General features: G+C 35.8%; 12 protein-coding genes, 1 other RNA gene and 1 pseudogene. 10 read left to right on the top strand and 4 right to left on the bottom strand.

The window, feature by feature from the left end:
• Nucleotides 1–46: 46 nt before the first annotated feature.
• The 7 genes and pseudogenes from FW778_RS09545 to FW778_RS23440 form a co-directional block, all read left to right on the top strand.
• Nucleotides 47–1,009 carry a Rossmann-fold NAD(P)-binding domain-containing protein gene (locus FW778_RS09545; RefSeq protein ID WP_150414446.1) on the top strand — a complete coding sequence of 321 codons (963 nt, stop codon included), beginning with the start codon at nt 47–49 and terminating at the stop codon, nt 1,007–1,009.
• Complete coding sequence (gene argB / locus FW778_RS09540) at nt 1,006–1,827, top strand: acetylglutamate kinase (protein ID WP_150414445.1); 822 nt, start codon at nt 1,006–1,008, stop codon at nt 1,825–1,827. Before FW778_RS09545 ends, argB begins: the two co-directional genes overlap by 4 nt.
• Nucleotides 1,824–2,936, top strand: coding sequence for a M20 family metallo-hydrolase (locus FW778_RS09535; protein WP_150414444.1), 1,113 nt, complete (start codon nt 1,824–1,826; stop codon nt 2,934–2,936). Before argB ends, FW778_RS09535 begins: the two co-directional genes overlap by 4 nt.
• 55 nt (nt 2,937–2,991) lie before the next feature.
• Nucleotides 2,992–4,323, top strand: a complete 1,332-nt coding sequence (argH, locus tag FW778_RS09530; protein ID WP_150414443.1) for an argininosuccinate lyase — start codon at nt 2,992–2,994, stop codon at nt 4,321–4,323.
• A gap of 72 nt (nt 4,324–4,395) precedes the next feature.
• The gene (locus tag FW778_RS09525) at nt 4,396–5,562 is read left to right on the top strand and encodes a 1-deoxy-D-xylulose-5-phosphate reductoisomerase (RefSeq protein ID WP_150414442.1); all 1,167 of its coding nucleotides are present in this window, start codon (nt 4,396–4,398) and stop codon (nt 5,560–5,562) included.
• A gap of 105 nt (nt 5,563–5,667) precedes the next feature.
• On the top strand, nt 5,668–7,047 hold the full coding sequence (gene rseP, locus FW778_RS09520; protein ID WP_150414441.1) for an RIP metalloprotease RseP: 1,380 nt from the start codon (nt 5,668–5,670) through the stop codon (nt 7,045–7,047).
• A gap of 160 nt (nt 7,048–7,207) precedes the next feature.
• Nucleotides 7,208–7,339 (top strand): annotated as a pseudogene (locus FW778_RS23440) (four helix bundle protein); the annotation flags it as partial.
• 171 nt (nt 7,340–7,510) lie between these two features.
• Here FW778_RS23440 and FW778_RS09510 read toward each other — a convergent pair.
• Nucleotides 7,511–9,301: a MutS family DNA mismatch repair protein gene (locus FW778_RS09510; RefSeq protein WP_150414440.1), complete on the bottom strand. Its 1,791-nt coding sequence runs from the start codon at nt 9,299–9,301 to the stop codon at nt 7,511–7,513.
• A gap of 128 nt (nt 9,302–9,429) precedes the next feature.
• Nucleotides 9,430–10,302, bottom strand: a complete 873-nt coding sequence (locus tag FW778_RS09505; RefSeq protein WP_150414439.1) for a hypothetical protein — start codon at nt 10,300–10,302, stop codon at nt 9,430–9,432.
• Nucleotides 10,303–10,496: 194 nt separating this feature from the next.
• Between FW778_RS09505 and ssrA the strand changes: the two genes are divergently transcribed.
• The 3 genes from ssrA (at nt 10,497) to FW778_RS09495 (ending at nt 11,477) form a co-directional block, all read left to right on the top strand.
• Nucleotides 10,497–10,869, top strand: a transfer-messenger RNA (tmRNA) gene (ssrA, locus tag FW778_RS09500).
• 247 nt (nt 10,870–11,116) lie between these two features.
• Nucleotides 11,117–11,281: an Arm DNA-binding domain-containing protein gene (locus FW778_RS23710; protein WP_202552168.1), complete on the top strand. Its 165-nt coding sequence runs from the start codon at nt 11,117–11,119 to the stop codon at nt 11,279–11,281.
• Nucleotides 11,250–11,477, top strand: coding sequence for a tyrosine-type recombinase/integrase (locus FW778_RS09495; protein ID WP_150414999.1), 228 nt, complete (start codon nt 11,250–11,252; stop codon nt 11,475–11,477). The genes FW778_RS23710 and FW778_RS09495 overlap by 32 nt, the downstream gene beginning before the upstream one ends.
• A 48-nt stretch (nt 11,478–11,525) precedes the next feature.
• Here the strand turns inward: FW778_RS09495 and FW778_RS09490 are convergent, their stop codons facing one another.
• Both FW778_RS09490 and FW778_RS09485 read right to left on the bottom strand, forming a co-directional pair.
• The gene (locus FW778_RS09490) at nt 11,526–12,314 is read right to left on the bottom strand and encodes a relaxase/mobilization nuclease domain-containing protein (RefSeq protein ID WP_150414438.1); all 789 of its coding nucleotides are present in this window, start codon (nt 12,312–12,314) and stop codon (nt 11,526–11,528) included.
• Nucleotides 12,299–12,691 carry a plasmid mobilization protein gene (locus FW778_RS09485; protein WP_150414437.1) on the bottom strand — a complete coding sequence of 131 codons (393 nt, stop codon included), beginning with the start codon at nt 12,689–12,691 and terminating at the stop codon, nt 12,299–12,301. Before FW778_RS09485 ends, FW778_RS09490 begins: the two co-directional genes overlap by 16 nt.
• Nucleotides 12,692–13,058 lie beyond the last annotated feature (367 nt).

Raw genomic sequence — 13,058 nt, 5'->3', positions numbered from 1 at the left:
CCCGTTCATAATATTTATATCTTTATCGCTTAATTTAAGAAACAAATTGACAAACTTTCTTTCAGTAAAAGATGCAGGAAATATTAATGAACTGATAAGCTCTGCAAATAATTTCAGAATAAATCCATTCTCACAACAATCCTTAGGAAGGGGTAAACGGATAGGGTTAATTTTTTTAAACCCCAGTCTGCGAACAAGATTAAGTACGCAGATTGCTGCCCAAAACCTTGGTATGGAGCCAGTGGTTTTTAATGCTTCGCAGGATGGATGGTCGCTGGAATTTGAAGAAGGCGCTATTATGAATGGAACTTCTGTTGAGCATATAAAAGATGCTGCGCCTATCCTAGGCCGTTATTTCGATATATTAGGTGTGCGCACTTTTCCTTCCCTGAAAAATAAAGAAGAAGATTATAATGAATATGTATTGAACCAGTTTGTAAAATACTCGGGTATTCCTGTTGTAAGCCTTGAAAGCGCAACGGTTCATCCATTGCAAAGCCTAACGGATGTTATAACAATCAATGATTATCTTCCTTTACAAACTAAAATGAAGCCAAAGGTTGTATTAACCTGGGCGCCACATGTAAAGCCTTTGCCACAATGTGTTGCTAACAGTTTTTGCGAATGGATAAATGCATGGGATAAGTGTGATTTCACTATAACACACCCCGCAGGTTATGAACTTGATAAGAATTTTACAAAAGGCGCTCACGTTACTAACAGCCAGGCACAGGCGCTGAAAGATGCTGATTTTGTTTATGTAAAAAACTGGAGTAGTTATAGGGACTATGGGAAGATTGAAGATAACGACGTTAACTGGATGTTGACAAAAGAAAAATTATCGCCTTCAAATAATGCGAAAATTATGCATTGCCTTCCGGTTCGCAGAAATGTGGAATTGAGCGATGAAGTATTGGACAGCCCCAATAGTATTGTTACGGAGCAGGCATCTAACAGGGTGTGGGCCGCACAATCCGTACTGGCGCAAATTTTAAAAGATTTGCCATGATAACAAATTCATCAGAACAAGTTAATAATAGAGAGCCTCTCTTCATTATAAAAATTGGAGGTAACGTAATTGATGATGAGAAGACCCTTCATTCATTTCTGAAAGATTTTTCTTCAATAAAAGAAAAAAAAATATTAGTGCATGGAGGAGGTAAAATTGCTACAGCCGTCGGGGATAAACTCGGTATTCAATCTAAATATATTGATGGCAGAAGAATAACAGATGATGAAACTATTGATTTGGTTACGATGGTGTATGGTGGATTGGTAAATAAAAAAATAGTTGCAGAATTGCATTCGTTACAATGCAATGCTATAGGGCTTTCGGGTGCAGATGCAAACGTGTTGCCTGCAAAAAAACGCCCGGTAAAAACGATTGACTACGGTTGGGTTGGTGACGTAAATGCAACGGCAATAAACGCTTCGGCCTGGCAATTATTTATTGATAATAATTTAGTTCCCGTTGTAGCGCCACTCACACATGATAACGAAGGCCACATATTAAATACAAATGCCGACACAATGGCCGCGGTATTATCAATTGCCTTATCAAAATTATATAATGTTCAACTCATATATTGTTTCGAAAAAAATGGTGTATTAACGAATGTAGATGATGAAGCCTCGGTTATCTCTGAATTAAATGTACAAAACTATAATCAGCTAAAAAATGATAAAATATTATTTGCCGGGATTTTGCCAAAAATTGATAATGCTTTTGACGCTGTAAATAATGGTGTGCACAAAGTTGTTATTGGTAATTCAGATAATTTATTACAACTGGCAAAAGGCGAAAGTGGAACAAAAATAATTTCATGAAAGAAGCAATAAATTTTAATGATACTTCAAATAAATTATTTGCAGATGCGCTGCAATTATTAAAACAATTAATTGCAATTCCATCGTTCAGCAAAGAAGAAGACAAAACTGCAGATGTAATTGAAAATTTTTTGAAAGAAAAAAATATTCAAACTAAAAGATACCTTAACAATGTATTGGCCGTCAGCAAATATTTTGATGAAAAAAAATTCACCGTTTTATTAAATTCTCATCATGATACCGTGAAGCCCAATGCGGGTTACACCAACAATCCTTTTGAGGCAATAGAAAAAGATGGAAAGTTATTTGGATTAGGAAGCAATGATGCGGGTGGGCCGTTAGTTGCATTAATTGCGGCATTCGTATATTTTTATTCTATTGAAGATTTGCCTTTTAATTTAATTCTTGCAGCAACTGCTGAAGAAGAAATATCCGGTCATGAGGGAATTGAAATCCTTCTTCCTCAACTTCCTAAAATTGATTGTGGAATTGTGGGCGAACCCACCTTAATGAAAATGGCAATAGCCGAAAAAGGATTACTGGTACTTGATTGCATAGCGCATGGTGTTGCCGGCCATGCAGCACGCAACGAAGGGGTAAACGCTATTTATAAAGCCATGAATGACATTCATTGGTTCAGTACTTTTCAATTTGAGAAAACATCTGCATTTCTTGGCCCGGTTCACATGGCAGTAACTTCCATTATTACAAAAAATAAAGCGCATAATATTGTACCTTCCGAATGCAGTTTTGTGGTTGATATAAGGGTGAATGAATTTTATTCATTCGATGATATTATTGAGGAAGTAAAAAAGAATACAATAAGTGAAATCATGCCAAGAAGTACACGATTAAAACCATCTTTTATTGAAGAGACCCATCCTTTGGTAATTGCCGGAAGTAAGATGGGACTTGAATCCTATGGCTCACCAACTTGCTCCGACGGAGCTTTAATGAATTTCCCAACACTTAAAATAGGCCCCGGTGATTCTGCAAGAAGCCATAGTGCTGATGAATATATTTTTTTGGATGAAATAAAAGATGGTATAGAGAAATATATATTGTTATTGCAAAATTTTTCAAAAATCATTAGTAAAGAATTCGTGTAACCTGTTTTCCGTCTGACTGGTTCGTGTTTCTAAATTCTTATAATAAAAAATTTAAATGAAACTCTGGCAAAAAAATATTGCATCGTTAAAAGAAGTAGAAAATTTTACTGTTGGTAAAGACAGGGAACTTGATCTCTATCTTGCTCCTTTTGATGTATTGGGTTCATTAGCACATATTCAAATGTTGCAAACAATTAATTTGCTTACAACTGAAGAATTAGTTGTTTTACAAAAAGGCCTTAAAGAAATTTATAAAGACATACAATCCGGCAAATTTAAACTCGATGAAGATGTTGAAGATATTCATTCGCAGGTTGAAATGATGCTCACAAAAAAATTCGGAGATACCGGTAAAAAGATTCACAGCGCACGTTCCCGTAACGACCAGGTTCTGGTGGATTTAAAATTATACATGCGCCATGAAATTGAAATGCTGGTGCATGATGTAAAGGAGTTTTTTACCCTACTGCTTCAGCAAAGTGAAAAGTATAAAACTTATTTATTGCCCGGCTATACGCATTTGCAATTAGCCATGCCTTCGTCATTTGGCCTTTGGTTTGGCGCTTATGCCGAAAGCCTTGCTGATGATATGATAACATTACAGGCGGCTTATGAGGTAGTCAATAAAAATCCGCTGGGTTCTGCGGCTGGCTTTGGTTCTTCTTTTCCCATCAATAGAAAACTTACTACACAATTATTGGGTTTTGAAGACCTGAATTACAATGTTGTTTATGCTCAGATGAGCCGTGGTAAAACAGAAAGAATTGTTGCGCAGGCATTAGCCAATATCGGGGCAACACTGTCAAGGCTAAGTATGGATGCATGTTTGTATCTCAATCAAAATTTTGATTTTATTTCTTTCCCTGCGGAACTTACAACCGGCAGCAGCATTATGCCGCATAAAAAAAATCCTGATGTATTTGAATTGATACGTGCACATTGCAACCGCATACAAGCTTTGCCTAACGAGATCATGTTGATGGCTGCCAATCTTCCTTCAGGTTATCACCGCGATCTTCAATTATTGAAAGAACATCTAATACCCGCTTTTGAAAATTTGCGCAACTGCATTTCAATGGCAACATTGATGATAAAAAATATTGAAATAAGAAAAGATATTTTGTTGGATAAAAAATATAAATATTTGTTTAGTGTTGAGGAGATGAATAAATTGGTTTTGCAGGGAACACCTTTACGTGATGCCTATAAAAAAATTGGTATGGATATTGAAAATAATAACTTCCAATATAATCTGCAGCTAAATCATACGCATGAAGGTTCTATTGGTAATCTTCAAAACGATGCCATAGAAAAAATGATGAATAAAGTCCTATCCCGCTTCAATTTTAATAAGGTGAATGAAGCTTTACAAAAATTATTGGAGTAAATTGCCGGTCTTGACTTTACAATCTGCATTAAGCTTTTAATAGAAATTTGCAGATGATTTAATTGAATAATTATGGCTGAAATAAATAAAAAAAGGATTGCAGTTTTTGGATCTACCGGTTCAATTGGTACGCAGGCTCTTGAAGTAATTGAAGCAAATCCTGATTTATTTGAAGTCGAAATATTAACTGCACAAACAAACGATAAGCTTCTGATAGAGCAGGCCATTAAACACAAGCCCAATGCGGTTGTTATTGGTGATGAAAAGAAATATGAAGCCGTAAAATCAGCGCTTGTTTCAAAAGACATTAAAGTATTTACCGGTTCCGCTGCGCTTGAAGAAGTGGCTGATTTTGATACCTATGACATGATGCTTGCAGGTATTGTAGGTTTTGCTGGTTTAACACCTACGTTAAAGGCAATTGAAAAGGGTAAAGCAATAGCGCTGGCCAATAAAGAAACCCTGGTGGTAGCCGGCGATATCGTAATGCAAAAAGCATTGGAAAAAAGGGTTCCTATTATCCCTGTAGATAGTGAGCATTCTGCAATATTTCAATGCCTTGTTGGCGAAACAAGAAACAAAATTGACAGGATTGTTTTAACGGCAAGTGGCGGACCTTTCCTTGGTAAAAAGCCAAACTTTCTGGTGAATGTAAAAAAGCATCATGCCTTGCAACATCCCAACTGGAACATGGGCGCAAAGATTACGATTGACTCTGCAACATTGATGAATAAAGGACTTGAAATGATTGAAGCAAAATGGCTTTTCAATCTTTTACCCGACCAGATACAGGTGATTATTCATCCGCAAAGCATCATACACAGCATGGTTGAGTTTGAAGATGGAAGTATAAAGGCCCAGATGGGTTTGCCGGACATGAAACTTCCAATCCAATATGCGCTTGCTTTTCCACATCGCCTTCCAAATAAAAATCCACGAACTGATTTTAAAAAAATAAGCAACTTAACCTTTGAAGAGCCTGACGTAAAGACTTTCAGAAATCTCATTCTTGCAAAAATTGCCCTGGAAAAAGGAGGTAATCTTCCCAGCGTTTTAAACGCTGCAAATGAAATAGCTGTATGGGCTTTTTTAAATAACCGTATCGGATTTCTCGATATTACTGCTGTTATCGAAAAAACAATGGAAAAAATAAATTATATAGAAAAGCCAAATCTTACAGATTATTTTGAAAGCGACGGCGAGGCTCGTAATTTTGCCGCCTCATTAATACATTTATAAAAGCCCCGACCCCAGAAGGGAAAAAACATCATTCATTATTTTGAAGAACTTAAAAAAATTGTTTATCAATCAATCGTACATCAAACACCGTACATCGTACATTCTATGACACTATTAGCAATTAACTGGTCGCAGGTTGGCTTGCAGGCCGGGTATCTTATTTTTTCTTTATCAATTCTTGTTATACTTCACGAATTCGGGCACTTTATAACTGCTAAATGGTTTAAATGCCGCGTTGAAAAATTCTATCTTTTTTTTGATCCATGGTTTTCATTGGTAAAGAAAAAAATTGGTGATACTGTTTATGGAATCGGTTGGCTTCCATTAGGTGGCTATGTGAAAATCTCGGGAATGGTTGATGAGAGTATGGATAAAGAACAAATGAAGCAACCGCCGCAACCATGGGAATTTCGCAGTAAGCCGGCATGGCAGCGGCTCATCATCATGTTAGGCGGCGTAACTATGAATGTTTTGTTTGCATTTTTTCTTTATGCAATGATTCTTTATAAATGGGGTGATACGAAACTGCCAATGGCCAATGTAAAAGACGGGATATGGATTACAGATAGTTTAATGCATGATATAGGATTAAAAAATGGAGATAAAATTATCGCAGTTAATGGCGATTCTATACAATATTTCAATGAGCTTCCTGCAAAGATTATTTTGGGAACGCAGATAACTTTTTCAAGAGATGGTAAGGAGCAAACTATTACTTTGCCTCCAAATATGATTGAACAGTTGGTTGAAAAAAAGGGAAAGCGTTCAACATTATTGATGCCAAGGATTCCGGTTATTGTAGGAGCGTTCGATTCTTCAAATTCTCTCAATGCACAAAAAGCAGGCTTACATGTTTATGATAGAATTGTGGCAATAGATTCAATACCTGTTCAATTTTTTGATGAAGTAGCGCCTGTACTTAATACAAAAAAAGGCGACAGTATTACTCTTTCGGTTGTAAGAAATCAACGGCCTTTTCAACTGCGGACTTTAGTGGATACGGCAGGGAAAATTGGCTTTTATGTAATGAATGAAGAACAGGCGGATAGTCTTGGAATTCTAAAACAGGAAACAAAAAAATATGGTTTTCTTGCTTCTTTTCCTGCGGGCGTTGTAAAAACCGGAGAGAAGCTCAACTTTTATGTTCAGCAATTTAAAATGATCTTAAATCCACAAACTGGTGCTTACAAAGGTTTAGGTGGCTTTAAAACTATGGCATCCATTTTTCCGAATACGGGATGGGACTGGGAAGCGTTTTGGAATATAACCGCATTCTTTTCGATCATTCTTGCATTCATGAACCTCCTGCCAATTCCGGCATTAGATGGTGGGCATGTATTATTTACTTTAATTGAAATGATATCGGGCAGGAAACCAAGTGATAAGTTTTTGGAATACGCACAAATTGCCGGGATGGTAATTTTATTTGCCTTAATGCTTTTTGCAAATGGTAATGATTGGTTCGGTTGGGGAAAAGGGCATTGATTTAATTGACAATTGATAATTGATAATTGAAAATTGTTTTTGAAAAATAGTTTTAATGGATGATAAAAAAGAAAACATTGTAGTGGCGAAATCTTATGCTTTTACGTTACGCATAATTAAACTTTATAAATATTTAATTACTTAGCAAAAAGATTATGTTTTATCTAAACAGACATTGCGTTGTGGAACCGCAATAGGCGCCTTAATAAAAGAAGCTGAACATGCTCAGTCAAAACCCGATTTTGTTAACAAAATGAATATTGCCCTGAATGAAGCAAATGAAACCGAATAGTCGTTAATGCTTTTAAAAGACAGTAAATATTTAGATGAAAAAAGTTTTCAATCAATTCGTGAAGATGGTCTCGAATTAATACGGTTGTTGGCAAGCATTGTCAAAACAAGCAAAGGTTATATTAGTAAAAATTAATTAAAATGCTTTGCTGTTTGCATTTTCAATTTTCAATTATAACTCTATTCCAATTTTCTTCATCAATATAGAGGCGTTCAAACTATTGCAAACACCGGGCTTTAGTTTATAATCGAAATACAATTCATCATTGCTAACCTGCACGTCAAAATGGTAATTGATAATGCTATCCGGAAATTCGTCTTTTATTTTTGCCAGTTCAAGATCGTGTGTTGCAATGATGGCTGCGGCATGATGCTTTATTAATTGTTTTACGAGTGCTACAGAACCTGTGTGCCGGTCAAGAGAATTAGTGCCTCTTAATATTTCATCTAATAAAATAAACACCGTCTCTCCCGCATTAACCTTTTCAATAATGGTTTTTAATTTTTTTAATTCAGCATAAAAAGTGGAAGTGCTTTCTGCAAGGTTATCTGTTATGCGCATGCTGCTGATAACCTGCACATGCGATACTTTTAAATAAGTGGCGCATACAGGAGCGCCGGTCATTGCCAATATAACGTTTACGCCTACACTGCGGAGATAAGTGCTCTTGCCGGCCATGTTGGAACCGGTTACCAGCATGAGTTCACCATCATGCGTAATTTCAATATTATTATTTACTCTTTTACCTGTTGGTATTAAAGGATGACCGATTTCTTTTCCTTCTATAAAAAAATAATTATCCGTAACCTCCGGGAAAGCCCACGAAGGTTCATTAAAACATAGTACCGCAAGGCTATTTAAGGCTTCTATATGCCCCAGTGTATTAAACCACTTTTCAATATTTTTTTTTTGTTCCAATTTCCATTTTTCCAGGCCCAGCATTTGTTGCAGGTTCCAAAGCAATAAAATATTTAATGGTAAAGACAATACAAGATTATACCTTAAATCAAGTCTGTCAAGCAATTTGTGCAACCTGGAAATATCCTGTGAAATATTTTTATTTTGATGAAATAAAACTGATTGTAATTCTTTCAGCAAAGGGCTTTCAAATGTGGCATTTTCTACGTGCTCAATACTTACTGACAATGTATCAATCTTATCAGCAATCCTGGATAATGTTTCATGAACAGGTGCTACATACTTATTGATTTGGTAAGCAATGGCAGCATATAGAAGCAGGAAAAAATAAAATATACCTGAGGAAACTGCATCAAAAATATACAGCGTAACGATGGAAATTATAATTGCAGGAAGCACGTAGCGCAACCATTTCCAGGGTTTAAATTTTGAAAAAACCGGCGGTTCTGCAATCCAGTTGTCTAACCGGCGTTTTGTTATAAAAGTGATTTGTTTTTCTTTCCCTTTTGCCTCCAGATCCTGGATCCACTCAATTTTCTTTGCTAATTCCTTTACAGCAACTTGCCTTTGAACAATCAAACTTGTTACAGCAGGAAATTTTAAATATTCAGCAAGTTGAAAACTTCCCATCTCGGAAGAGCATCGGGTGATGTATTGAAATAAAGAAGCTTTGCCAAAAACATCAAGATCATTTGCATAAAGATGATCTGGTGGAATATGTTCATTGCCTGCAGGAAAATCATAATAATTTCCATCCAAAAATTTTAATTCATCATTATTAATATTGATAAGATTATTGATGTGATCAATGGATGCCTTATTTTTTAAATCGGCATATAATAAGCGAATAAAAACTGCCAATAATAAAATGGCAGCAACTATTGCATACCAAATACCTAATGACCATAATACATAGAAAGCAGCAACAACTGCAGCGATACTTCCAAAACGGAGCCACCCAAAAACTGATTTCTTTTGTTGTAATTTTTTTCCCTCTGTCTTCAGAAGTTCTATTCTTGATTGATAATAATTATTTGGCTCCATCTCAGTTGCTTCATTAATGTCGGTAAAAATAATGGAAGCAAATGTATTTTACGACCGAGCACTATTTGAAATGATTTTTCGGCTTTAATACGGCAGCAAAAATTATGAACGTCTTATAGAAATAAAAACTAAAACTCATAAGTTAATGTCAGGTCCCAATATCCGTCAACTGACAATCCTGAAGATGTAGGAAAAAATAAGCTTCCTCCAGGCCTTAAACTAAATGAACCTGATTCTAATGAAGTTTCCAGGTTTAACTCAAGATAATTTATAGAAAGTTGTTGTGTGGTCACTGTACTTGTTGTTTGATTGTTTCCGTTTCCCCTGTTGTTTTTTGAATGATAATTCTTTACTATATTATTGAATTTGTTACTGTGCGATATATATTTGGAAATACCCAAAAAGGAAAAATAGGCATTAGTACCTGCATTTAACATTAAAGATGGTGTGGCATTTAAGTTTACACCACCTGTTTCCCAGTCGAATGAATGACTAAATCCTGCAGCTATTGCAATATCATATGCTGTTGTTGAAGATGATATACTTTTATCAGTTCCAAAACCAATATCAGTATAAAGTTTTGGCCTTATCACCGATTTTTTATAGGTGGCCCCAAGTTCTATTTCATTGCTAATTGGCGTGTAAGGAATGGCTGTGTTATTCGTGAAAAAAAAGTGAGTGTATTCGGCAACAATATCAAATTTCTTTTTGTCATATTGCTCAAAACCGGCTGTAATTTTATGCATATAAATACCACCGTCAGAGCCACCTGTAACAAAAGCGGGCGAATATATTATACCGATTCCTGAATGGTTCCTGATGCTGAAGGCGGGGGCTACAGACAAAGAGTTTTGAAATGTTGTATCTGTTCCTGAGATTTGAACAACAGGAACACCCGTAAAGGTTATTCCAATGGAATAATTCCATTTTTTTATTGTATCCTGTGCTTTACTGCTGCAGGCATAAATTATAAGAACGAGTACGATAGATAGTGTTTTCATTTAATAGGTTTGTTTTAGGAAACGAATTGGAATATTAAAAATTGTAAAAGGATTGTAATGCAAGTTTCATTTTTATTGCTCATTTTTCATTTAAAAAAACATAAACTGTGAAATCTTGTTGAAATGAAAAGAAAGCGTGTTAATTTTTGTAAATTTGCAGGTTCAATTATCGATTGCAAATTGCCAATTGTCACGGGGCTGACCGGTTTTGACAGCATAGTTCTTTGTAAGTATAAGCATGTAGTGCGTTGCGTAATTAGCACTTAAATATGAATACGAAACTTTAAATGGCAATACTTCGTATGCCATGGCTGCGTAATCGATAGATTCGTAACCATTAGGGCCGTTGAAGCTGGCCAGACCTGTTGCCACGCTCTTCCGCCGACTCAAAAATAAAACGGGTTGCTGCAATCTAAGGCTGTGCGGATTGCTTAAGACCATACAGCTAAGGAATAAGTTGGTTTGTTTTGCTCCTGCTTTTGCCCGACAAATAATGCAAAAATAAACATGTAGAAGGCTTACGGCGGATATGTTTGGACCAGGGTTCGACTCCCTGCAGCTCCACTTTTTTACAATGCAAACGAAATCAAAAGCCTGCAAACTCAATGTTTGCGGGCTTTTTTGTTTTTTGCGACTGATCAAAATGTTCATTTAAGCGCAAAGTAATCGTGAGTAATTCATGAGTTCGGTCGATTAAAACCATGACTCACGATTTTTGAACTAATTATTTGAAAATGAACATGTTCAGTCTTTGAACATGTCTTGTCAAGGAAAGGCTGAGGTTCTAATTTTATAACCCTTAAAAGGTATTATTATGCTTGGCAAAAATTTCAGTTTGCTCTTCTACTTAAAAAAGCCAAAGAATTATCTACTTGGAGATATGCCAATTTACATGCGCATTACGGTAGAGGGATTGGTAAAAGAATTAACTACCTCGCGCAAATGCGATCCCAAATTATGGGATCAAAAATCCGAATAAGAGACTCAGCTTTCATATCGCAAGGCACACATTTGCTACAACAGTTACTCTTACCAATGGCGTTCCTATAGAAACAGTTTCAAAAATGCTTGGCCATAAAAATTTGCGGACCACTCAACATTATGCTAAAATTATCGATAGAAGAGTAAGCGAGGATATGCAGAAGTTAAGGAAAAAGTTATTATCAATGAATTAAAAAAGATAACAAGCAACATAAAAAACATGAAGCCGAAAAAAGTTTATTTCAATCGATAAGGTTGGAGGAGAGGGTAGGCTTATTGTAGACAGAACTCGCTTTAATGGGAACTCCAATCTTATTTCCCTTCTCATCCAATATCCTGTAAACAAGCCCATTTTTTTTGAAAATAATTCCACCTTCTTTTCCGCTGTCAGCCACCAGGTTATATAGTTTAAGAATTGCATTTAGTTCTGCGAGAGAAGCGTATCTATATTTCGGGAGCACAGCATCAAGTACGTTGGTAATTCCTCTTTTTGTTGGAGATGTTCCGTAAGTCAAACGACGCAAATCCAATGGCGTGATTTCTTCTGATTTTTCTTTCTTATGGTCTTCGGGTTTTATAAGTTTAAAGGCAATTTCAATTTCCTTTCTTGCCTTTGCAGATTGATTTTTTCCGATGTTGTGTAAAGAAATTCTTTTGCCATTGTTTTGGATATTCGTAGTAACAATATGCATGTGTGGATTCCCCGCATCAAAGTGCTGGTAAACCAAATAAGGTTGATTGCCGAACCCAATTTTTTCCATGTAAGTGCTTGCAATTTCAGTCAGTTTTTCTTCGCTGATATTTTCCTTAACGGCAAAATTTAAAGAGATATGAACCGTATTGGTTGCTGCTCTTTTATTGAGTGAAATCAATTGCTCAAATCGATTTAATTTGTCATAAAAATTTAATTGTTCTGCTTCCTTTAAAAAGCCGTTTGCATGGATGCATTTTGCCGTCCCTTTCTGCACTTTTTGTTCGTTATAATTGAGTGCTCTGTTTATAGTAATGGGCACAGTTATTTTTGCAACCATAGCTCATAGATTTGATTTGCTTTTTCTAAAATTTCATCCACCTTTTTCATGAATAAATTTTTCCCGGATTCATTGTGTATTGCCCATGCTTTGATGTCGCCAATATGGTCGAGTGTATGTAGTTTATGAACTACCTGGTTGAAGTCATTTCCGATGGCATTTAGTTCATGTTTAAGCTGAATCATCTCTGTCAAAAATTCATCGGCAGATTGGTTTCTGTAAAAAATATTTACGGGATCTTTTTGTAAAACATCTCTTGCATATTCGCCCAAGCTGTTGCAAGTTGAGTGGTAGTAGAACTTCTTAATTTTATTTTCTTCATCTTCGTTTAACCGGATGTTTAGCCACCTGGAACGGACTTTTTTCGGTTCTTTCATCACATTTTCATTTTCACATCTTAGCAAATAATCCATTCAACTTCTGCCTCAATTACCCCGAAGCGACTCCGGAGTGAAGGGCAAGATGCCCCAAACGTGTAACGTTTGTACATCTTGCCGGTTGCAGAATCAGCAACCTGGAACTTTTATAAAAGTAACATAGATAAAAGCTCAAAAGAATACCTGTTCAAATTCTGAAGGGGTGAAAATGGTGTTAGCAAAATAGATTTGTGTTGTCAATAAATTTTTAAATTATAAAATGAATTGTATGGGTAACGTGGCAATCAATTCTGGAAAAGAGAAGTCAAATATTTTTGAGACCATATTAAGCAGTCCCGGAATGAATGAAAAATGCAAGATTAATTTG

This window comes from Ginsengibacter hankyongi, assembly GCF_008710285.1.
Taxonomy (GTDB): domain Bacteria; phylum Bacteroidota; class Bacteroidia; order Chitinophagales; family Chitinophagaceae; genus Ginsengibacter; species Ginsengibacter hankyongi.
The sequence above is the reverse complement of the archived record's forward strand: the minus strand, read 5'-3'. Positions and strand labels throughout refer to the sequence as shown.